This is a genomic window from Pseudoleptotrichia sp. (genome assembly GCF_057270515.1).
The window spans coordinates 60,119-83,931 of record NZ_DBHIXS010000002.1 but is presented as its reverse complement, the minus strand read 5'-3'; the positions used below and the strand labels follow the sequence as shown (position 1 = coordinate 83,931).

General features: G+C 30.5%; 20 protein-coding genes and 1 riboswitch. Of the genes, 3 read left to right on the top strand and 17 right to left on the bottom strand.

Going from position 1 to position 23,813, the window contains the following annotated elements; translation table 11 throughout:
- Positions 1 to 70 precede the first annotated feature (70 nt).
- The 11 genes from ACO5J6_RS02180 to lysA form a co-directional block, all read right to left on the bottom strand.
- Positions 71 to 1,759 carry a uracil-DNA glycosylase gene (locus ACO5J6_RS02180; RefSeq protein WP_485641758.1) on the bottom strand — a complete coding sequence of 563 codons (1,689 nt, stop codon included), beginning with the start codon at positions 1,757 to 1,759 and terminating at the stop codon, positions 71 to 73.
- 368 nt (positions 1,760 to 2,127) lie between these two features.
- Positions 2,128 to 2,526 carry a 30S ribosomal protein S9 gene (gene rpsI / locus ACO5J6_RS02175; protein WP_485641757.1) on the bottom strand — a complete coding sequence of 133 codons (399 nt, stop codon included), beginning with the start codon at positions 2,524 to 2,526 and terminating at the stop codon, positions 2,128 to 2,130.
- Between the two features lie 12 nt (positions 2,527 to 2,538).
- The gene (gene rplM / locus ACO5J6_RS02170) at positions 2,539 to 2,973 is read right to left on the bottom strand and encodes a 50S ribosomal protein L13 (RefSeq protein ID WP_485641756.1); all 435 of its coding nucleotides are present in this window, start codon (positions 2,971 to 2,973) and stop codon (positions 2,539 to 2,541) included.
- 226 nt (positions 2,974 to 3,199) lie between these two features.
- The gene (locus ACO5J6_RS02165; RefSeq protein ID WP_485641755.1) at positions 3,200 to 3,979 is read right to left on the bottom strand and encodes a viral A-type inclusion protein; all 780 of its coding nucleotides are present in this window, start codon (positions 3,977 to 3,979) and stop codon (positions 3,200 to 3,202) included.
- 68 nt (positions 3,980 to 4,047) lie between these two features.
- The gene (locus ACO5J6_RS02160) at positions 4,048 to 4,794 is read right to left on the bottom strand and encodes an amino acid ABC transporter ATP-binding protein (RefSeq protein WP_485641754.1); all 747 of its coding nucleotides are present in this window, start codon (positions 4,792 to 4,794) and stop codon (positions 4,048 to 4,050) included.
- Positions 4,794 to 6,404 (bottom strand): ABC transporter permease subunit, encoded by a 1,611-nt coding sequence (locus ACO5J6_RS02155; protein WP_485641753.1) that lies wholly within the window; start codon positions 6,402 to 6,404, stop codon positions 4,794 to 4,796. Before ACO5J6_RS02155 ends, ACO5J6_RS02160 begins: the two co-directional genes overlap by 1 nt.
- On the bottom strand, positions 6,405 to 7,403 hold the full coding sequence (locus ACO5J6_RS02150) for an aspartate-semialdehyde dehydrogenase (protein WP_485641752.1): 999 nt from the start codon (positions 7,401 to 7,403) through the stop codon (positions 6,405 to 6,407).
- A 179-nt stretch (positions 7,404 to 7,582) separates the two neighbouring features.
- Entirely contained in the window at positions 7,583 to 8,464 is an 882-nt protein-coding gene (gene dapA / locus ACO5J6_RS02145; RefSeq protein ID WP_485641751.1) for a 4-hydroxy-tetrahydrodipicolinate synthase, read from the bottom strand.
- Between the two features lie 35 nt (positions 8,465 to 8,499).
- Positions 8,500 to 9,345, bottom strand: a complete 846-nt coding sequence (dapF, locus tag ACO5J6_RS02140) for a diaminopimelate epimerase (protein ID WP_485641750.1) — start codon at positions 9,343 to 9,345, stop codon at positions 8,500 to 8,502.
- A 29-nt stretch (positions 9,346 to 9,374) separates the two neighbouring features.
- On the bottom strand, positions 9,375 to 10,577 hold the full coding sequence (locus ACO5J6_RS02135; RefSeq protein WP_485641749.1) for an aspartate kinase: 1,203 nt from the start codon (positions 10,575 to 10,577) through the stop codon (positions 9,375 to 9,377).
- Between the two features lie 86 nt (positions 10,578 to 10,663).
- The gene (gene lysA, locus ACO5J6_RS02130; RefSeq protein WP_485641748.1) at positions 10,664 to 11,971 is read right to left on the bottom strand and encodes a diaminopimelate decarboxylase; all 1,308 of its coding nucleotides are present in this window, start codon (positions 11,969 to 11,971) and stop codon (positions 10,664 to 10,666) included.
- 146 nt (positions 11,972 to 12,117) lie between these two features.
- Positions 12,118 to 12,293: riboswitch (Lysine riboswitch) on the bottom strand.
- A 322-nt stretch (positions 12,294 to 12,615) separates the two neighbouring features.
- Here lysA and ACO5J6_RS02125 point away from each other — a divergent pair.
- A complete protein-coding gene (locus ACO5J6_RS02125; protein ID WP_485641747.1) occupies positions 12,616 to 13,998 on the top strand; it encodes an MATE family efflux transporter in 1,383 nt (460 codons plus the stop codon).
- Between the two features lie 120 nt (positions 13,999 to 14,118).
- Here the strand turns inward: ACO5J6_RS02125 and rpsT are convergent, their stop codons facing one another.
- Positions 14,119 to 14,385, bottom strand: coding sequence for a 30S ribosomal protein S20 (gene rpsT, locus ACO5J6_RS02120; protein ID WP_485641746.1), 267 nt, complete (start codon positions 14,383 to 14,385; stop codon positions 14,119 to 14,121).
- Between the two features lie 115 nt (positions 14,386 to 14,500).
- Entirely contained in the window at positions 14,501 to 15,484 is a 984-nt protein-coding gene (holA, locus tag ACO5J6_RS02115) for a DNA polymerase III subunit delta (protein WP_485641745.1), read from the bottom strand.
- Positions 15,485 to 15,617: 133 nt separating this feature from the next.
- Between holA and ACO5J6_RS02110 the strand changes: the two genes are divergently transcribed.
- Entirely contained in the window at positions 15,618 to 15,977 is a 360-nt protein-coding gene (locus ACO5J6_RS02110; protein ID WP_485641744.1) for a magnetosome magnetite crystal formation protein family, read from the top strand.
- A gap of 264 nt (positions 15,978 to 16,241) precedes the next feature.
- Here the strand turns inward: ACO5J6_RS02110 and ACO5J6_RS02105 are convergent, their stop codons facing one another.
- Positions 16,242 to 17,336: an O-antigen ligase family protein gene (locus ACO5J6_RS02105; RefSeq protein WP_485641743.1), complete on the bottom strand. Its 1,095-nt coding sequence runs from the start codon at positions 17,334 to 17,336 to the stop codon at positions 16,242 to 16,244.
- 219 nt (positions 17,337 to 17,555) lie between these two features.
- The gene (locus ACO5J6_RS02100) at positions 17,556 to 19,730 is read right to left on the bottom strand and encodes a peptidase U32 family protein (protein ID WP_485641742.1); all 2,175 of its coding nucleotides are present in this window, start codon (positions 19,728 to 19,730) and stop codon (positions 17,556 to 17,558) included.
- Positions 19,731 to 19,894: 164 nt separating this feature from the next.
- Here ACO5J6_RS02100 and ACO5J6_RS02095 point away from each other — a divergent pair, with 164 nt between their 5' ends.
- Entirely contained in the window at positions 19,895 to 20,482 is a 588-nt protein-coding gene (locus tag ACO5J6_RS02095) for a YiiX/YebB-like N1pC/P60 family cysteine hydrolase (protein WP_485641741.1), read from the top strand.
- 466 nt (positions 20,483 to 20,948) lie between these two features.
- On the opposite strand, the gene ACO5J6_RS02090 is transcribed toward ACO5J6_RS02095, so the two are convergent.
- Entirely contained in the window at positions 20,949 to 22,127 is a 1,179-nt protein-coding gene (locus ACO5J6_RS02090) for a cation:proton antiporter (RefSeq protein WP_485641740.1), read from the bottom strand.
- A 184-nt stretch (positions 22,128 to 22,311) separates the two neighbouring features.
- Positions 22,312 to 23,715, bottom strand: coding sequence for a 23S rRNA (uracil(1939)-C(5))-methyltransferase RlmD (gene rlmD / locus ACO5J6_RS02085; RefSeq protein WP_485641739.1), 1,404 nt, complete (start codon positions 23,713 to 23,715; stop codon positions 22,312 to 22,314).
- Between the last annotated feature and the right edge of the window lie 98 nt (positions 23,716 to 23,813).

The window sequence follows — 23,813 nt, the reverse complement described above, 5'->3', positions numbered from 1 at the left end:
GTAAACTGTTTCAATCAAAACTTTTCCAAAAAAATTTTTAATTATATAACAATTTTAATTTTACTACAAACTATTTAAAAAGTTTTCCGTTACTTTCAATATCTTTTTTATCTTCTTCGATGACTTTCTTTTCAATCCCTGTCCAATTTATAATATTTTTTGTTTTTTCAAAAGATATTCCATTCATAAAATCTTTTTCATTCTCCAAACTTCCTGAAATTGCAGGATGATTATGTTTTATAATTTCTCCTGACAATATATTTTTTTCAAAAATTTCGGGATCCTTTCCCCATAAAAAATAAACAATATCAGGATTTTTAGCGGATATATATTCCAACAGCTTTTTTGTAAACAAATTCCAAAACTTATGATGTTCCCCTGACTTACCTACAACTGTAGTAAGGGCAGCACTGACAAGTAAAACTCCCTGTTCTTTCCATGATTTTATAAGTCTATCCGGAGGAAGTATCTGAAATTTCCCATTTTCTATTTCTTCCCGAATTTTATTTATGTCTTCAGATTTTCCTGTGTAAGTTTTATATATTAATTTCAAGATATTTTTCAATGACGTATTTATCTCAGAATCATTCCATGAAGGTTTATTTACCTCAAAAGACAGCCCTGTAGCTACTCCATCCTGAAAATAAGGATCTTTACTAATCATACAGACTTTTCTTGAAAAAATGGAATCGGAAAAAACCTTAAATATTTTTTCTTTTGAAGGAGTATAATGTATCTTTTTTATATCCATTTCTTTTATAAAATTATCAATTCTTATCACTCTGTCCAATGTAAAAAAATCATAATAATCATCGTGAATTCTATATTCCTGCAAAAAATTTTCTCTTATTTGAATATTTTTATTACTATTATCTTCATCGATTATTTTTAAAGTTACTATTATATTATCAGTGCCTGAAATAAAAATCTGGTTTTCGATACAACATATTTTTGTAATTTCATTTTTAAAAATGCTCTGAGTTTTCAAAATATTAAACTCCCAGTCAGTAATAATCAAATCTCCATTGCCTAAACCGATAAAATAATTTCCATTATAATTTTCAATATATGATATTTTAAAATCAGATATTTTTATAGAATTATACAGCTCTTTTTCCAAAATATTCCATATTTCTATCTCTCCGGTTGCAGTCCCTGCTATATATTCCAGCCCTGAAATTTTGGAAAATATATGATTATTTTCAGTTTCTATTTCAAATATTTTTTCCAATTTACTATCAAAAATATTAATTATATTTTTCTGACTATGCAGTTCCCTATATTTCAAAATTACATTTTCTCCACTTGTGAATATTTTGTAATTTCCTTTATTATGTTTATTTTTATCACCTAAAATATCGGAATGGATTAATTCTTTTGTATTCGGCTCATAGGAATAAATTGTGTCATTTTCAATATAAATAATTTTTCCGTCTGTAGTAAAATTCATAAATTCTATTACTTTTTCACTGTCAAAAACAGGCTCCACTATTTTTTTCTTCAGACTGTCGCATTTATATACTTTTCCCATTACAGTAGAAACAAAAAAGATACTTGAAACAAATAATTGATTTTTTTCTTTTATGTATCTTATTATTTCGCTGTTTTTTACTTTTCCTCCTATTTCTTTTTCGATTTTTCCTTCTTTAAGAAACGCCAGTTTTTCACCTGTAATAATAATTCTCTTATTTACAGGGTCTACTCCGAAATCTTTTATCCCCGTTCTGTAATTTATACTGTCCTCTAAAACTATATTCATACTTTCGGTCATTCCTTTCAAATATTTCCACACTTTACTAAATTTTACCATTAATAAACTATTTTTACAATTATTTTAATTATAAAAGGAATGTTTTTTCTTTTAACTTCAAACTTTATATTGCCTTTCTTATATAGAAATATTATCACAAAAATATTAAAAGAAAATGAGTTCTTCCTGTTTTTTTAAAATAGGGTGAGAACCAACAAATTGTATATATACTATTAAAAAAAGTATTTTTTGATTATTTTGAAATAAAATAAAAACCCTTGAAAATATTTGATTTCCAAGGGTTATATTTTGAATTTCTATACCATTTCTCTTTTTTATATATGCTGTAGAGTAACAAATATAATATTTCAAAAATATTATCTTTTTGAAAATTGAGGGCTTCTTCTTGCTTTCTTTTTCCCGTATTTTTTTCTTTCAACCATTCTTGAATCTCTTGTCAAGAACCCTGCTTCTTTCAAAGCACCTCTCAATTCTTCGTCGGCAACTACTAATGCTCTTGAAACACCATGTCTTATAGCTCCCGCCTGACCAGTATTTCCTCCACCATTTACATTAACTTTTACTCCGTATTTATTTAAAGTTTCAGTCAATTCTAAAGGTTGTTCGACTATTTTTGCCAACAGTTCTCTTCCACCGAAGTATTCTCTCATATCTTTTCCATTTATTTCAATCCCTGAAGCTCCCGGAATTAATCTTACTCTTGCTACTGAAGTTTTTCTTCTACCTGTTCCTAAATATTGAATTTTTTCTGCCACCTAAATTACCTCCTATAACTCTATCTTCTCAGGTTTTTGAGCAGTATGAGTATGCTCTGTTCCTGTGTAAATTTTTAATCTTCCGATCATTTGGCTACCCAATTTATTTTTAGGTAACATTCTTTCAACAGCTTTTCTTATTACTTCAGTAGGTTTTTTTTCTAACATTTCTTCCAGACTTCTTACTTTCAATCCTCCAGGATATCCACTATGTCTGTAATATTTTTTGTTTAACATTTTTGTACCTGTTACAGCAAATTTAGCTGCATTAGTTACAATTACATAATCTCCTCCGTCAACATGAGGTGTGTAGCTGGGCTTATGTTTACCCATTAATTTCACAGCAATTTCAGCTGCCAATTTTCCTAATATTTTTCCTTCGGCGTCGATTTCATACCAATTTCTTGTTACTTCTTCTTTTTTTTGCATTACAGTATATTTACTCACTTTTATCCTCCTGATTTTTATCTTTTTGGATAACGGTCCTTTGTGGGAAAGGATTAATTACATTAAAAGATTATATATTATTTATTTTTAATTGTCAAGTAAATTTTACTGAATTTACACCTTATTTTATTATTTTAAATACATCTATTTCGTTTTTAGTTTTATTTCTATTTTTTTCAGGTTTCTGTTTCAGGTGTTTACACTTTATCTTTTAAATTCACTCTTCTTATTTTTCCTCTAAATTTTCTTTTACTAAATCGTCTATTTTATATTCTTCGATTATTCTGTTTATAATATTTGTTCTTTCTTCATTTACTTTATTATTAAACAGTCCGTTTCCTATTTGATTGTAAGCATCGTTAGGAGTTACATTTCCTAATTTTCCTTTTTCAGCTTCATAGATATTTACTATTTCTTCATGAGTTACCTGAACTTTTTTTCTAACTTCCAAATCAATATAGAAATCTCTTAAAACAATATCTTTTATTATTTTCAAAGATTCCTTTTCTTTATTTTCAAAATCTACAGTTTTAGCTTTTTCAGCAACAATTTTATTAAGCACGATATTGCTGATCACATTAGGATTTCCCTGAGAAAAGATTATTTCTTTCTTTTCTAAAGTTACTGTATCTCCCATTTCCTGAACTATTTTATTAAATTCTTCATTTTCGAGAGCAGCTACTTGCTGATTTTGTAAATCTCTCTGTATAATTTCTCTTGCCTGAGTAAACTGAACGTTTTGTGCATCAAACTGTGCTTTATTTTCATTGTAGATTTTTACAACTTCATCCGCATCTATGGAAATTTTGTCTTCAATCTGTTTTGCTACAAAGAATTTTGTTTTTTCAGTATTGTAAAGATATTCAAATTCTTCTTTTTCCTGTTCGGAAAGTTCATATTTTTCAGCTTCTGCAAGAGCAGCTTTATTAAGGAAAGCCTGTCTCAATCCTTCTTGGTTACCTTTCAATAATTCTTTTTCTTCGTTTGTTAATTTCAATTTTTTCATTTTTTCTCCTTATTTAATTATTTATTTTCATTTTGTTCTATTTTACATTATTTTTTTGATAATATCAACTATTTCTTTAACATTCTTGATAAAAATTCTTTAGTTCTGGTATGTTCAGGATTGTCAAATATTATTTCAGGCCTGTCATCTTCTACGATAACCCCTCCATCCATAAATACAACTCTACTTGAAACATCACGGGCAAAATCCATTTCATGGGTTACTACAAGCATTGTAAGCCCGCTTTTTGCCAAATCTTTCATAACTTTCAGCACTTCTCCGACCATTTCAGGATCAAGAGCTGAAGTCGGCTCATCGAACAGTAGTACTTCGGGTTCCATTGCCAATGCTCTCGCTATTGCCACTCTTTGTTTCTGTCCTCCTGATATTTGAGCCGGTTTTGCATGAATAAACTTTTCCATTCCGACTTTAGCCAAAAGCTCTTTAGCATTTTTTTCAGCTTCCCCACGGGATTTTTTCAATACTTTTATTTGTCCTATAACACAATTATCAAGTACACTCAAGTTATTGAACAAATTAAACTGCTGAAAGACCATTCCTACTTTTTCTCTCAGTTTCACAAGAGGCAGATTTCCTGAAACTATATCTTTCCCATGAAACAGTATCTCTCCCTCTGTCGGTCTTTCAAGTAAATTAATACATCTTAAAAGTGTAGATTTCCCACTTCCTGATGAGCCTATTATACTTACAACTTCTTTTTCATGAACATCAAAATTTATATCTTTTAGAACTGTTCTTGTTCCAAAATCTTTTCTTATATTTTTTATCTCAATTACTTTATTTCCTCTTTCCATTACACTTCTCCTCCTGCATTCTTCGGATGAGTATCTTCTTCCTTGGAAATCTCCTCTAAAAATTCAAAATTTTGAGGACCGTCCATTTTTTTCTCAATATATTTTAAAATTGCAGACAATGTAAATGTCAGGAAGAAATATATTACACTTGTAATAATAAATACTTCATAATAACGGGAATATGATCCGGCTACTGACTTGGACACGAAAAACAGCTCGGTAACACTTATTACATTTAAAACCGATGTATCTTTTATATTTATAATAAATTCATTTCCAATGGCAGGTAATATTACTCTGAACATCTGCGGAAATATTATACTGCTCATCATTTGAAAATGCGACATTCCTAAAGCTTCGGCAGCTTCAAACTGTCCTTTATCTATGGAATCTATTCCTCCTCTTATTATTTCGCACATATACGCTCCCGTATTAATGGAAACTATAAATAATGCAGCACCTAACGGAGAAAAATTCCAGTTAAATACTTGGGAAGAACCGTAATATATTACCATTGACTGGACAATCATAGGTGTTCCCCTAAACACTGTTACGTACACTGAAAAAATAGTATTTAATATTTTCAGTCCTATTTTTTTCAGCACAGGAGTTCTCTCATCAATATTTACATTTTTTATTAATGTTACTCCCAAGCCTATTATAAATCCTACTATTGTCCCTGTAAGAGAAACTACAAGAGTCGTTACTGTTCCTTGCAAAAATGCTTGCCAGTTATTTACAACAAAGAAAGAAACCCAGTCGAAAAATGTTCTCTGTCCTGTTTCTCCTGTTTCAGGCTGATTTTTTATTGCTGTTTCCATAATCTGTTTTCTTTCTTCTGATGATATTCCTGCCAAAATTTTATTTATTTTGTTCACCAGTTCTTCGTTACCTTTTTTTACTCCTACCGCTACATCCAGTTCGGATTTCTCGTATTTAAAACCCTTTCCGTCTTCAAAACTTACGAAAGTAAGTCCTGGATTTGAGATCGCTGCCGCCATTGCTCCAGGTCTCTCTGAAACATACCCGTCTACTTTCCCCGAATTCAAAGCTACTATCATCGAAGGAAAATTTTCCATTGCAGGCTGTTTATTCACACCTTTCATCTGGTCTATTACATTATAGTGAAGCGTACTTAACTGTCCTGTTATTCTTGCTCCTTCAAAATCTTCAATGGATTTGACAACAGCATATTTACTGTCTTTTTTTACTACTACTACTAAATCAGATTCATAATAGGGATTTGTAAATAATAAACTCTGTTTTCTCTCGGGAGTAGGAGACATTCCTGCTATTACTATATCGACTTTCCCCGAAGTCAGTGCAGGCCCTAATAATGCATCCCATTCAGATTTGACTATGACTAATTTTTTGTCCAATCCTTTTGCTATCAGTTTTGCTATTTCTACATCATAACCGCCGCAATAGCCGTTTTCAATTTTTACTGCTCCGTTTTTACCATTGTTCTGAAACCAGTTAAAAGGGGCATAACCGCACTCCATACCTACTTTCAGCTCATTATTTTCAGCGTATCCGCAAATAAATACAGCTAAAAATATTAACAGCATAAATATTTTATTTTTTATTGTATTTATTTTATTTAATTTCAATTATATAACTCCTTTTTTTATTAGTGTTTCAGCTATCTGAATTGTATTTGTAGCTGCTCCTTTTCTTATATTATCAGCTACTACCCATAAATTCAGCCCATTTTCTACAGATTCATCCCGTCTTATTCTTCCTACATACACTTCATCAGTATCTGCCGCCTCGATAGGCATAGGGTAAACATTTTTTGAAACATCATCTTTTACAATAATTCCGTCTTTTTCTTCAAAAGCTTTAAATACATCTTTTAAATCAAAAGGTTTTTCCAATTCTACATTGACCGACACTGCATGTCCCATTCTTACGGGTACCCTTACACATGTTGCAGTCACTTTCAGGTTTGGCAGTCCTAATATTTTTCTTGTTTCTTCTACCATTTTTATTTCTTCTTTTGTATATCCGTTATCTAAAAATACGTCAATATGAGGTAACAGATTAAACGCTATTTGATAAGGATAATTTTTGGACGGCTCTCCTTTCAAATTTGCTTCCAAGTCATCAATCCCCTTTTGTCCCGAACCTGCCACAGCCTGATAAGTGGAATAAATTACTCTTTTAAGCCCATATTTATCTGACAATACTTTTAAAACAGGCATTACCTGTATTGTGGAACAGTTAGGATTGGCAATTATGCCGTTCTGTCCGTCAAGTGCTTCAGGATTTGCTTCAGGCACAACAAGAGGAATATCTTTATCCATTCTCCATGCACTGCTGTTGTCTACAACAATTGCACCTTTTTCCTTAAACTTTGGTGCATATTCTTTGGAAATACTCCCGCCTGCCGAAAATAACGCTATATCTATATCATCCTTTATATTTTCGTCCTTCAGCTCAATAACTGTATAATCTTTCCCCTCAAAATTCACTGTTTTCCCCGCTGACCTTGCTGACGCATAAAGGTACAGTTTTTCTATAGGAAATCCCCTCTCCTTTAAAACTTTGAGAAATGTCTGCCCTACAAGTCCTGTTGCTCCCACAACTGCTACATTATATTTTTTCATATTTCAAATTTTCCTCCTCTTCTGATTTATATTATTCTAATTTTACTATTAATAAATACTTTAAAAACTTATGAGCATTTTAGAAACATTCTTAAAAATACTCATTATACAAAATTACAATATCTAAAATTATAGAAAAATATATTTATTTTAATATACTTATTCTACTATATGTTCTACTATATGATACTTCTTTCTTTAAAAAATTTTGTCAATTTATCTTTTGTTTTCTGTTCTGCTGAAACTAAAGGAAGTCTTACCAGGTCATTATCAATTTGTCCCAAAATATTCATAGCGGATTTTACTGTTACAGGATTTCCCTCAATAAACATATTTCTACTGACTTCATATAGCTTTGTATGTAAATTGTATGCTTTTTCAAACTCCCTGTTTAAAAAGGAACTTATAAGTTCGCTCATTTCACGCGGCATAATATTTGCAACAACTGAAACTACTCCTTTAGCTCCTATCGACAGCATTGGCAGTATTAAATGGTCCTCTCCTGATAAAATCTCAATTTTATCTCCACACAAATCCTGAATTTTTATCATCTGTTCCAAACTTCCGGTTGCTTCTTTTATCGCTACTATTTCAGGAATTTCTGCAAGCCTTGCCACTGTTTCAGCTTCTATATTCGTTCCTGTCCTTCCCGGAACGTTATAAAGCATAATCGGAAATTTTGCCTCTTCGGCTATTTTCCTGTAATGCTCATAAAGACCTCTCTGGGTAGGTTTATTATAATATGGACATGTGCTGAGTGCAGCATCTGCACCTAATTTTTTTGCATATTTTGTAAGTTCTATTGCTCTGTCCGTATTATTTGAACCCGCTCCTGCTATTACTTTTATTCTCCCTTTTACTTCTTCGACTACTATTTTTATAACTTTTTCATGTTCGGAAAATGTCAGTGTCGGTGCTTCTCCTGTAGTTCCGCAAGGCACTATTCCCGATGTTCCGTTTTCAATATGATAATTTACAAGTTCCCTTATTTTGTCTTCATCAACTTCTCCATTTTCTTTAAAAGGAGTTATCAATGCTACATAAGATCCTTCAAATTTCATAATTATCATCCTTCCCTGTTACTTTCTCTGTATTATTATCTTTTAAAAACGTAATATCCTTCAGCTATTTTTTCGCTTGAACCTGTCATAAATGCTTCACTTCCATACCCTGCATAATCTATGACGAGTTTACCTCCGGGAACCTTCACATTTATGCGGTCTTCCACGAAACCGTATATTCTCGCAAGAACAGCGGAAGCAGTCGCTCCTGTACCGCATGCAAGAGTTCTTCCCGCTCCTCTTTCCCAAGTAATCACTTCAATATTTGACCTGTCTATTACTTTTACAAAATTGACATTTACTTTTTTAGGAAATATTTCCGTATAGTTTTCTATTTTTTTACCCAGATCATCAATATCATAATCAGAAAAATCATTTACAAATATTACTGAATGATCCGTTCCCATAAATACATATGAAATTTCAATTTCTTTTTCATCTATAGTTATTTTTTCACGCATAAATCTTTCTTTTTCTATATTTATCAGTTTTTTTACATCAAATATAGGTTCTCCCATATTTACTTTGACGAAGAATGTATCATTTTCATTTTTAGTTTCAATTGTCAAATCTCCCGACAAAGTTTTCACTGTAAATGTATCTTCCTGCTCCACATTGTTATTTTTGAGATAAAAGGCAAAACATCTTATTCCGTTTCCACACATTGGAGCCTGACTTCCGTCAGAATTATAATAAAACATAAAAGGCATATTCGCAACATATTTTAATATTAAAAGACCGTCAGCCCCTATACCGAAATGCCTGCAACAAACTTCACTCGCAAATTGATTATAATCAGGTATTCCTTTTTCTATAAGGTCTTTTTCATTGACAATAATAAAATCATTTCCCGCACCTTGATATTTTTCAAATTTTACCATTTTTTATTCCTCCTTCTGAAAACAAATTTTTATACATTAAATTCTTTTGCAAATAATTCTGCAACTTTTTTACCCATTACATCATCTACTATTATTCCTATACTTATTTCCGAAGTTGCAACCTGATGAAAACTTATGTTATTTTCTGAAAGAACTTTAAATATCCTTGCTGCAATTCCTATATTACTTATAAGTCCTATGCCTACAATAGAAACTTTCACTACATTAGGATTTATAATAACGGAAATTCTGTCAAATTTTTCTTCTAAAATTTTTCTTATTTTTTCAAGAGAAACTTCATCACTCATGGGACACGTAAATGCAAAACTTCCATGTTCACTGGACACGTCGTTTTGACTTATCATACCTATATTTACACCAAATTTTTCAGCCTGTTCAAATATTGTGTAAACATTTTTAGCATAAGTAGGAATTTCTTCAATATTCACCATTAATACATTTTCATTGACGGATATTCCTGTTATTACTTTATCTTCCATTATTTTCTCCTTTGCAGTTATTATTGTCCCGTTTTTTCCTTCCAAAGATTTTCCTACATATATTTCAACACCATATTTCTTACCTAATTCAACTGCTCTCGGCTCCATTACTCCCGCACCTAAAAAAGCTAATTCCATCATCTCGTCATAAGATATAACAGGTATCTTTTTTGCTTCAGGATAAATCCGAGGATCTATCGAGTATATCCCGTCAACATCGGTATATATCTCACATTTCCCTCCGAGAGCCGCAGCCAGAGCCACTGCCGAAGTGTCGGAACCTCCTCTTCCAAGTGTTGCTACATCTCCATTTTCATTTACTCCCTGAAATCCCGCCACAATAACTATTTTTCCGTCTTTCAGATGTTTTTTTATTTTATCGCCGTCTATCTCTTCTATCCTGTTTTTAGTATGATGACCTGATGTCTTTATTCCTGCCTGTCGACCCGTAAGTGAAATAGCGTCATATCCTAAAGACTGGAGAGCTATACTCAACAGAGCTATAGTCTGTTGTTCCCCTGTGGACATAAGTCTGTCCATTTCCCTTTCGTCAGGGTCTTCGGTAATTTCATGAGCCAGTTTTATAAGTTTGTCCGTAGTTTTTCCCATAGCCGAAACTACGACTACCACATCATTTTTTTCATCTTTCACTTTTCCTAAATATTTTGCTATATTTATTATCTTTTCGGTCGTAGCTACTGAGCTTCCCCCGTATTTATGTACGATTATCACTATAAATCCTACTTTCTGAAAAATCTGTTTTTATTTTTATTTTATCTTTATATTATAACATTTTTTGTTGTAACTGAAAATAAAAATTATAATTCAAAAATTTCATCATTTCTAACAAGATCTTCAAGAGTTTCCCTTTTCACTGCAATTTTGGCTTTCCCGTCTTTTACGAATACGACGGCAGGTTTCGTAAATCGGTTGTAATTACTCGACATCGAATAGCAGTAAGCTCCCGTTACAGTCATTGCTAAAATATCTCCCACCTGAGTTTTTTCCAATTTTGTCTTTTCTATAAGTATATCCCCCGATTCACAAAATTTTCCCGCAATAGTAACTTCTTCTGTAGCTTTCTCATTCAGTTTATTTACAATTCCCGCTTCATATTCGGCCTGATAAAGAGCAGGTCTTATATTATCAGCCATTCCTCCGTCTACAAAAACATAGGTTTTCCCTCCTACAGTTTTTTTAATGCCTCCCACTTTATAAAGAGTAGTCCCCGCATTTCCTACGATACTTCTTCCCGGCTCAATGCACAGTTCTTTAAATCCTATTTTATACTTGATTTCCATAGCTTCTGCATAAATTATTATTTCTTTTAATATTTCCTCAACGGGTACAGGAGCGTCTCCTTCTTTATAATATACTCCGAAGCCTCCGCCCATATTTACTGTATGTACTACAATTCCCAATTCTTTTTTCAATTTATCCAGATATTTAAATATTTCTTCTAAAGCAAATATAAAGAATACTGTCTGAAATATCTGCGAGCCTATATGTGTGTGAAATCCTTTAAATTCAAGATATTCACTGTCATTTATCCTTTTTATGATGTCCAGCAGATTTTCCTGAAATAATGAAATCCCGAATTTTGATGTAAGTCCTGAAGTTTTTATATAATGATGAGTATGTGCTTCTATTCCCGGATCTATTCTAAGTAATACAGCCTGTTTTTTATTTTTTTCTTTACATATTTTTTCTATTTTTTCTATTTCGTCTTCATTATCTATTACAATCTGTTTTATTTCAAGGTCTATCGCCATTTTTAGTTCTTCATATGTCTTGTTATTCCCGTGCATATGCACTTTATTCATAGGAAATCCGGCTTTATACGCAGTATACAGTTCTCCCCCCGACACCACGTCCAGTTCCAAATCCTTTGCTTCGATAAGTTTTGCCATTCCTGTAGTAAAAAAGGCTTTTCCTGCATAGGCAATATGTGTGTCAAACCTTGGCGATACAAATGCTTCTTTCATTTTATCTATTGTTGTTTCAATAAGTTCCTGGTCCATTACATAAAGAGGACTTCCAAATTCCTTTACTAAATCAAGTGTATCCACTCCTCCTATGGACAAGTTTCCTTTTTCATTGATTTTTGATGTTCCGAATAATTTCATATTGTTTCCTCCTATTCCGAATTTTTTCCAAATTTCTTTCAACAATATTTTTAATTTTAAATCATATATAATAAAAAATACTGATAGAGAAATCAGTATATAAAACAAATATTTTAATCCAAATAATTTAAAAAAACTTGTAATTTATATCTGACAGCCCAACATTATCCAAAGATAATGACAGTTCTACGAATATTCTCCGTAGCCCCAGCAACAAAGTCAGTCGCACTTTGCCCTTCGGCAGCGATTCCTTTCAATTTACTTCTTTGAATTGACTGTTCTCCATAAATTTACTCTTAATAACTGCACCTCTATCTTAAAATATTATACACACTTTTTCTGTATTTGTAAAGATTATTTTTTAAACTTTAACTTTTTTCAAACTATTCATACCCATATTCTCTATTACATTCCCCGATTATATTTTCTCTTATATTTTTTATTTTAAATTATTTAATTTCCTATTTATTTAATTTCCCGTTTTTATATGTTATTTTATTTTACGGTACTTTAATTATAACACTCCAATTTTAATTATAATATACTAAAATATACTAAATATTTTAAATTTCCCCTCTATAATTTTTCTGAATAGAGTGTTATAATAAAATAAAATTATATTTTAAAAGAAAAGAGGATATATAATGATATTTAAAAAACAGACAGCAGAAGAGCGGAGAGAAATGATTCTCAACGGAAGTATCTTAAACACTCTCCTTTTTCTATCCGCACCCACACTGCTCGTAGGAGCAATACAGGCTTTTATTCCGTTATCAGACGGACTGTTTTTAAATAATCTTGCAGGGGTAGTTGTGGCAAGTGCAGTTACATTCAGTCAGCCGGTTTTAAATATTATGATTGCCCTGTCTCAGGGCTTGGGAGCTGCCGCAATGGCAATGATAGGTCAGCTTTATGGGCGGGGAATTATAAAAGCCGTAAAAGAAGTTACTTTACAAGTTTTTGTTTTCGGATTTTTAATAGGTCTGCTTCTTGTACCCGTATGTATCGGAGCGGGATATTTTATCTCTTCTACCATTACTTCGGAAATCAGACACGAAGTATTTGTCTATATTTCCCTTTATTCTTTAGTTATGCCTCTTGTATTTATGACCGCCATATACAATTCTGCAAAAAATGCCATAGGTCGACCTGAAGTAACATTTATAAGAGTATTTATAATGCTTATTCTAAAACTTATATTCAATATCATATTTCTCTATTTCTTTGAAATGAAAATTATCGGAGCGGTAATGGGAAGTCTTTTCTCATATATTACTATAACTATATGGATGTATCACGATTTATTTATAAAAAATAGCGATATGAAACTTGATTTAAAAAAATACCGTATGAATTTGCCTATTGTTGCAAGACTCTTTAAAATCGGATTTCCTTCCATGTTGAGTTATATGCTCATTCAGACGGGATTTGTACTCATTAACAAAGAAGTTGACAAATACGGAGCCATTTCCCTCAATGGACAGGGAATTGCTTCCAATATAAACTCTATCTGTTTTATACTTCCGTCTGCAATAGGAACTACAGTAACTACAATGATTAGTATGAATATGGGAGTGGGAGAAATAAAAAAGTCAAAAAAGATATTTACTTACGGCTATATTCTAAGTATTGTTATGGCTATACTGACGATTGTTTCAGTTGTTCCCTTAGCTGAAAAGCTGACAATTCTTTTTACTCGAAACAAACAAGTCTTGGAAATTGCCAACAACGCTTTAAACATTTACACTTATTCAGTCATAGGATTTGGTGTCTTTTCCGTATGTCAGGGAGTTTTTATAGCTCTCGGAAGAACAAAAATACCTTTATTAATGGCTATTTTAAGAATATGGTTTTTTAGATACTTATTTATACTTTCCACTCAAAAATTTTTAGGAGTATATGCCGTGTTCTGGGGAAATCTTTTCTCAAATACCCTTGCAGCAACAATATTTTTTATTCTTGTGAAAAAGTTGAACTGGACTATTAATATGGCGAAAATCTCCAAAACTAAAAAAGCTCTCAAATAAACAAAAAGAATGAAATCAAAAAAGGCTGTCTTAAAAACAGAAAATTTTTTCTGATTTATTTAAGATAGCCTCTTTTTATGATAATTTTAAAAAAATTTTTTTAAAATTAACCCATTACAATTAGCTCGCTAATGAATTAACTTTTAATGCAAGTCTTGATTTTTTTCTTGATGCTGTATTCTTTTTGAGAACTCCTTTAGTTACAGCTTTATCCAATTCTTTATAGGCAACCTGTAATGCTGTTTTAGCTTCGTCGACATTTTTAGCTTCAACAGCTGAAAGAACTTTTTTTACAAATGTTTTTACTCTACTTTTTATAGCCTGATTTCTATTTGCATTTCTTTCACCAATGAAAATTCTTTTTTTAGATGATTTTGAATGTGCCATTCCTTCCTCCTTTCAAATCATTATTCATATTTATGAATATTGCTCTATAACTAAACGTATACGCAAAATTACCAAAGTATATTAACATTTTTTCAAATAAAAATCAAGTTTTTTCCTATTTTTTCCCATATAGATTTTCAATTTCCATTATTAATGTTTCTATTGCAGGTTCCTGTTCTATTTTTCCTGTTTTTATATCCTTTTCCATTTCCCAACATCTGTATACAAGGTTTTTCAAACTTTCATTTGAATAATTTTTCAGTCTTTCCATTTTTTTCAATATTGAATAAGGATTAGGAATTCTGTTATTAGATTTAAAAACATCTTTTATCTGCTCAAATTCCATTTTAAAAATGTTATAATTATTAGTCAGACTTACTCCTGATTTTATAAGGCTACTAAGTTTATACATAATCTCAATTTCATTATATAAGGCGTAAAGGACTGCCATATATTCTTTTGTCCTTTCAAGATATTCTATAACTTCCGAAGCTTTTTTTGTAAATATCTTTTCAGTACACTCATAAATCTGATATTCTTTCTCAACAGAGATTATTTTTTTTATTTCATTTATATTGATTTTTTCTCCATTTAAATATATTTTTATTTTTTCAACTTCATTTTTTACTTTAAAAGGGTTATTTCCTATCATTTCAAACAATATCGCCGTATCCTTTTCGGATATTCCAAGTTCATTTTTTATGTATTTTCTAATTTCTTTATCGTCTTCTTTAGGAAATAAATGGACTTCCACTTTCCCCTCTTTTTTCATTGTTTCGAGTTTTTTTGAGAGTTTGACTCCTATTTTTCCGTCTTCCTTGAAATAATCTATTATTATTTCCTTATTATTTATATCAAGAGTTCCCATATAATCAAGAGTTTTTTCCAAATCTTTCAGTTTTTCGGCTCTTTTTAACACAATCAGCTCATTTGTTGAAAATATTGAATTAAAACTTATTTTTTCAAGAAACTTATCCTCTTCTTTTATATCTACATCAAAAAAACTTTCAGTTATTTCCTGATTTGATTTCCTGATTTTCTCAATCAACTCAAAATATTTAAATTCCCTGTGTTTCATTCCACCTATAAAATATATCATCCGTTTCCTTCCATTATCACTTTCTTATTATTATAAGTATATCCTTTTTAATTGTCAATTTCAATTGATTTTTTATTTTTTTTATGCTAAAATTTTTTAGTAAATTGTAATATGTTATTTAAGGAGGTTTTTTATGGAATTAAACGTTAAAGAACAGGTTACTATAGGAGGCTTGAGAGCAAATGCCGCTGCTGCCCTTATAAATTTAAGTTTTTTCACAGGACTGGGAATTCTAATTCCTATAATTGCACTGATTTTAGAAACTAAAAATCAGTTTGTCAGAAAATATGCTAAACAGACATTGGCACTAAGTGTATTTATTATGGTAGCCGTTTTATTAAATATAGTTATCTTTATAGGGACTATTGTATTCGGAATCATTACATGTGTCGTTATAATCGCTCAAATTTTCGCTATTGTGAAAGCTATATTAGGAGATGAATTTGAAATTCCTTATATAGAAAAAGTTACAAATTTATTGTTTGTTGACTAAAAAATATTCAAAAAATAAAAAAATTTTATGACGGCTCTATATAAGACATTTTATAGCAATAATCATATAAAAAATAATGTAAAAAACATATTTATTTATCAAAATTTACTAATTTAGAATAATCATCATAATCATTTATTAAAACTGAAAATTTTCTCTAAAAATCTAAATAAATGATTTTTTCCAAATTTTATTTTAAACTGTAATATCTTGAAAAATTTTATAAATATTATTTTTACATTATTTTTTATTATTATTTTTTTATTATTTTCCTCTATGTTTATAAATTTTTATTTTATATTTTTTCACATCTTCCTTATTTTCCGAACATGACAGCAACATTATAAACAATATTACCGTCTGTATCCAAAATATAGGAAAATCCGTCAGATTATGAGCTACAACTCCTGAAACTATTGAAATTTTTAAAACGTTACTCTTATCATCTTTGAAAATATCATATATATATCTGAGCCATACTCCCATTAATGCAAGAGTACCCACTATCCCATAGCTCAAAAGCAGTTCTGTTATAGCATTATGGGAATGGGGATAAAATTTTGTAAATTTAAAATAGTAAAAGTTCCCGTGTCCAAATAATATATTTGTCTTAAAAGCATTGTACGCCATTTTCAATATATCTCTTCTCAACCAATAATATTTCACAATAGTATCTTCTCTCAAAAAAGGCAATACTCCGTAGTATACTCCGATAACGTACCCTATTAACAGAAACACACAGGCAACAAAATACCTTTTTTCAAGAAAATAGTACAGTAATACAAATATTCCTATTACGGCTGCTGCAAGGGAAGACCTTGAACCCGACAGTAAAATCGTCGAAAAATTAAGAATGAACAACAAAAAATTTCTCTTGGATTTTTTCTTTAATGCCAGATATAAATTCAAAATAGACGCCATCATCATTATGCTTCCCAGATAATTAGGGTTAAGATAAGCAAAATACCCTGCCCTGTCTTTAGTTATGAGAATTTCCACAAGGGATATAAAAAATGCTGCTCCTGAAAATTTTGCCATTAGTTCCAAATTATAATTTTTAAAATCATCGCTCACTATTCTTGTATAATATCGACCGACCATTATACATAAAAGTATAGGTATCGCGATCAATCCGCCGTAATTATGATACCATAGCGACATTATAATGGAAAAACCTAAAACAGCTTCTACTGCAACAAGAGATTTATCTTTTAATATTTTTTTATATTCTCCTGTAACAAAAATATCTTTCAGCAGTAATAGACATAATATTATAACAAGAACATAATGAGTGAAAATTGCTCCGCCCATTAACATATACATTTTCTGAATATAATTTCTGTTCTTTATAATTTCCAATTTCAGACCTCTCTTTTATTTATAATTTTTAGTATCGTTTCATAAATTATAAAAATATCAAATCATAAACTTTATATATTTCACTATTTATATTCTATCAATTTTATCATTTTTATAAAATAGATAAAAACTATTAAAAACAAAGTATTTTAAGTTTTCGAAATATATAATATTTATGATGAAGAATTATCATTGACATATGAAACAACCCCATTGAAATTAGAATACTCCTCGCTCAAATGAGTAAGGATTATAATTTCCTTTTTTAGTTTTTAGACTTTTTATTATTTTTCTTACTTCTTCAGCAGTTTCAAAAGTAAAATCCAGTCTCAGTTCATCAAAATTAAACTCTTTTATTTCATCGAGTTTTGGAATAAGGTTCATCGGTTTATCAAGGTACAATTCAATATTATCCAGATCATTTTTCAATAACTTGTACTTGTCGAAAAATTCCCCTTTCAGTTCCTTATATTCTTTATCAAATATTTTGTGTTCAATATACATTCCTTTCAGATAACCGTATATTACCATACCTATTTTCACTTTGTCGGATTTTATCATTTTGAGCTGTTTGTAGCTCATCTCGGGAGACAAAAATACCGTTTCAAGGTTAGAAAATCTGCTGAATAAATCAAGGGTATAATTATTGAATACATTGAGGTTCCAATCAAGAGACTGACCTTTTATACCGTTTTTTTCTCCCATTATTACCTGATAAAGATTTGAAGCCAAATTCGTACCTATCTTTATTTTATCTGTCTTATGAAGATTTTTTTCTTTGGCAACATCATATTGCTTGTGATATATTTTTTCTATTCCTGCTTCACGACATGCAGCTTCCTGTTCACTATTGGAAACGAGAGCGGAAAAAATAGGCTCTGTTTTTCCTTTATTATTGAAAATCTTTACTTTCTTTTCTTCAATATTTTTTCTGTAAGAATTTATAAGTTTTTCCTGTAATTCAGCTATACACTCCCTTTTTAATGATTTAAGCTCACTGAAAGGAATGAAGGAAACTCCGTCATAATCTATTTTCAGATTGTTCAGCTCAAAAGTAGTATCGCCCAATTCTCCCAATTTTTCGGCTATCTGTTCATGAGTAATAGGTTTTTTGGCATTTTCTTCAATTATTTTTCCTTTTTTTATGACTTCTATTTTTTCATTTTTCAAATTATAAATAGAAAATTTTAAAATAATCTCTCTACCTTTTATTGCAGTTATTTCTCCATCTACGGCTGCAAATCTTTTAGATATTTTTATATTGTGTATTATCCTGTCATTAATCTCTTTGGAATAGTTTTTATAAATATATTTAGTCTTTTCAGGGAGTTTTCCTACTGAAACAATATCGTCCTTATCAGCTTTCTGAACTTTTTTCCCGTTCACAGTTATCCTGTTTACATATTCTCCCGAAATTTTTTCAAAATCACTGTCTACAAACTGAATACCGTCTCCTAATATAAGCTCGTCATCTATTCTGAAATTATTGCTTTCTCCTATTCTCGCACCTAAAAAATATCCAAAATTTGACGAATATTTAAAATTCATAAGTTTATTATCAAGGTAAAAATATCCTTTTGAATAACCTCTGTTAAACAGTTTATAACTTTCGGTCGGTCTCGGTTTCCCTTTGAGAATATTATCATAGTAGCTCACTGTTTCATAGACATATTCGCTTGATTTCTTACGTCCTTCGACCTTTATGGCATTTATTCCTATATCTTTCAGTTTATTTATTTCTTCAGTTTGAAAAAGCTGGTCATTCGGACTTAGAAAATAAGCCTTATTTCCTTCTTCATCTTCAAATTTTTTTCTGCATGAATACGCACAAAGTCCTCTATTTCCACTTCTCCCCCCTATAAAGCTGCTGATATAGCAGTTTCCCGAATAAGAAATACACATAGAGCCTGAAACAAATATTTCCAGCTCTATATCCGTTTTTTCCCTTATACTTTTTATTTCTTCAAAGGACATTTCTCTTGCGAGAACTACACGGCTCAGGCCCAGTTCTTTCAATTTATTTGCTTCCACATGGTTGGCAACTGTCATTTGTGTACTTCCGTGTAATGCCAGTTTTGGAAAATTTTCCTTAAGGAAACTCATAAATCCTAAATCCTGTACTATTACAGCGTCCAATCCATGTTCATATATTTTGCTTATATTGCGATATGCAGCGTCGACTTCCACATCTTTCATCACTGTATTTAATGTAATTAATGTTTTTATTCCTCTCGAATGAGCATAATCTATCCCTTCAAGTATTTCCTTTATTCCTAAATTCTCATTATTTCTTCTGGCTCCAAATCCTTTGAGACCAAAGTAGACTTCATTTGCTCCTGCTTTTATTGCCGCCTCTAACTTTTCATAGTTTCCTGCCGGTGCGACTATATTCATTATATTTTCTCTCCGTTTCTCTATATTCTTTTATTTTTATATAATTATACAAACTTTAGTAATTTTTGGCAACTAAATTTTTTCACTGGACTATTTTGTTTCTTTTTTATATAATATACATAGAAAATTAAAAAAATATAATATACTGAAAGGAAACTAATCTGATGAACTCTGTTTTTTACAATTCCAAAATCTCAAATGTACTAAGAAAAGTCTTTTTAACTGTGATTCTGGCTCTGCTTCTTGTCGCCTGTAAATCTATCGACCCAAATTATAAATGGTATTCAGCCAAAGAAGTTATTGACAAATCTGAAAAATTACAGCCCGGAGATATTCTCGTTTTATCCAAAAAGTCTTCTCTCCGTTCGATGTGGGGGCATGTGGCTGTCCTGAATGAAGAAAAAAAAATAGTGGAATTCCCTTCCTATTCCAATGGATATAGTGAAAGTCCATTATTTGTGTGGCAGGGAATTGACAGAAAAATCTCTGTTTTCAGACTGAAAGGGATAGATGATAATTTTAAAAATGCCCTTTTTGAAGAAATAAACAAGACAATTTACAAACCTTACGGACTTACTTTCAATAAAAATTTTGACAAAAGACTGTATTGCTCCCAGTTTGTATATCTCGTATTTAAAAATGCAGGAAAAAAAGTGGGACGGACTGTCGATTTAGATTCCAATGGTGGAGGCTGGGTAATGCCTTTTGATATAATGAGGTCTTCTTTACTGGAAAACGTAATTTTAGATTAAACAGGAAAGATAAGAAAGAACTGTTTTAAAAAATAATAATTTCCATAATAAAAATAGTAAAAGATATATTTATGAATTTGTTCAAAATTTTATGATATTCATTATAAAACAGAAAACAAACCGATTTGACTAATAAAATTTTATATTTATATATCTTACCTTTCAAAATTTTTAAAAGATATATTTTATTTAACTGATAAAATTTTATAATTCAATAAATTATTATTCTTTATAAATAAACTTCGATAGATTACAGTCTTGATATCTATTTTATATCAATAAGTTTATCAAATAAATATATTTTTTTACTATTTTTTTATGATTTTTGTAATATTTGTTTTTTTGACTCAAAACAATGAATTTCAATTTTTATAAAAATTTTTTCAAAATTTCTTCGGAAGCTTTTTCCAATCTTTTATATCTTATTTATCTACTTAGATTCGAATTCTCTGTTTACTATCGCCATTTATCTCCTTTGTAATAATTTTTTATACGATAAATCGATAGCAAATGCACCAATTGGAGCTGTAAAAACTATCGCAAGTACTGCTACTGTAAGCACTGTATCACCACAAGAAAATCCAAGTGCAAGAGGTATCCCTCCAATAGCAGCCTGAACAGTTGCCTTTGGAGTATATGCCATCATAGCAAACAATTTTTCTTTTCCCTTAATTCTTGTCCCTAATAAGCACACAAATACACCTAGCATTCTAAATATCAATGCACCTACAATTACTATAATAGCCTTCACTCCAACTTTCCCGATATATCCGATATTTACAGTTGCACCAACCAACACAAATAAAAATATCTCTGCTGCTACCCATAATTTCCCATATTTTATAGAAAGTCTTTCTGCTACAGTTTTGTTTTTTCTCTGTAATCCTATTCCAATAAACATAACTGTAATTAATGCAGAAAAAGTAATTGCAGTAGTTAATTTATCTTCAATTACTACAAGTAGGAATGTGATACTCAAAATGATAAGCACTTTTGAAGTATCTCGAATATGAATTTTCTTGAAAAAATCTGCTAATAATAAGCCAAGTAATATACCTATCATGATTCCCAAAAATATTGAAACAGGAATATTAATAAAACTAATTATCGAAGCCCCTTTGCCTTGCATCATTCCAACAAATGTAGAAAACAAAACAATAACATATACATCGTCAACTGATGCTCCTGCCAAAATTAACTGAGGTATTCCTTCTTCTACTCCATAACCTTCATCCATAAGTTTTACCATTCTTGGAACAACCACAGCCGGTGATACGGCAGCAAGAACAGCTCCCATAATTGCAGCTTCTAACATTGTTAATCCCATAAGTTTTGGAGCAAGCAAAATCATTCCTATGAGTTCAAAACTCGCAGGTATAAAGCACATAAGAACTGCCGGTCTTCCTATTTTTTTTAGTCCTGATAAGTCCAGTCCAAGACCTGCTCTTGTGAGAATAACTATTAGTGCAATCTTGCGAAGTTCTATTGATATTCCAAGTATACTGTTATCTAATAAATTAGTTACATAAGGTCCAAGAATAATACCGGTAACTAACATACCAAGCAAACTCGGTAATCTAATTTTCCGACACAACCACGCCATAGTTGCACCTACAATAAGAATTAGCGAAATACTTAATAACATAATAACCTCCTTTAGACGAAAAAAGCCAAAGCCCTCTATGCTAATTTAATTGCAGAAGTCAACAATTTTAACTTCATATTCCCTCTTACTCATTTATACCATTATATTAGCAGTAATTCTATCATAACTATGATATTCTCTTTTCTTTCTTTTCAATTTTGTTATATGACTTTACTACAAGATTTTATAGTCTCTCCGCTCTTCGTATCAATGCTATGCACTCAATATGACTGGTCTGCGGAAACATATCCACGGCTGACACATTTTTCAGCTCATATCCATTTTCGGCAAGTATTTTTACATCCCTTGCAAAAGTTGCAGGATTACATGAAATATATACTATTTTCTGAATTTTATTTTTTATAACACTTTTCAAAGCTCTTTCTTCTATTCCTCTTCTCGGAGGGTCAAATATTATAGCTTCGACTTTCTCTTTTTTCAGCAAATCGGGCAGTATTTTTTCAACTTTTCCGTTTATAAATTCCGTATTTTCTATATTATTTTCAAGAGCCGTTTTATTGGCAGCTATTACCGAACTTTCAACACTTTCAATTCCTATTGATTTCTTGACTTTTGAAGAAAGTGCCATTGCTATCGTTCCCGTTCCTGAAAAGGCGTCAATTACTGTTTTATCCTTACTTTCTCCTAAAAATTCTATTGCTTTGTCATACAGCTTTATAGCCTGAAATTTATTAATCTGGAAAAATGAATCAGGATATATTTTAAATCTTATATTTTCTATTTCCTCTTCTAAATATTCATTTCCAAAAATATGTCTTATTTCTTCTCCTAATATAACGTTATTAGATTCTTTTTTTACTGAAATATATACAGATTTCAGACATTCATTCCCGTTATATAATTTCTCAAGAACTTTCACCAACTGTTTATATTGGGATTTTTTACTGACCACAACTATAATCATAACTTCATTTTTTTCATTATTTCTTACAATAATGTGCTTCAGAAAACCTGTATCCGTTATTTCATTATAGACTTTAAATTCATTTTTTGTATCCAAAAATTTATTTATTTCTTCTAAAAATTTATTTATTATTTCTTCGGCAATTTTTGATTTTAACAGACTCTCCTTTGCAGAAAATATATTATGAGATTTTTTTGAATAAAATCCTGTCATAATTTTGCCGTCTTTTTTAAAAAGAGGTTCCGCCGTTTTGTTTCTGTAATTTGTTTTTATATCACTCCCTATAATATTTTCAATTTTAATATTTTCAAGGTTTATATTTCCTATTTTTTTCAGAACTTCTTTCAACATTTCATTTTTATATTCAAGTTGTTTTTCATATTTCAGCATTCCAAAATCACAGCCATCGAAATCTTCAAAACTTATTTTGGAAGTATCTTTTATTCTATCATTTCCCGCCTTTATTATTTTCGTAATCAGACCTCTCGCATAAGATTTTTTTACCGAAATTATTTCAATTTCAAGAATATCTCCGGGAACACTCATAGGAACAAATATTGTAAATCCGTCTATATGCCCCAATCCTTCCCCTCCGAATACTATTTTTTCTATTTCGATTTTTAATTTCTGTCCTACTTTATAATTATTTTCTATTTTATCCATTCTTCCCTCTTTATCCATAACTTTAATATCTATAATTCTAACATTTATAATTTTAATTCCGTTTAACTTCTTAATTTCTAATAATGGTAATATAGGCA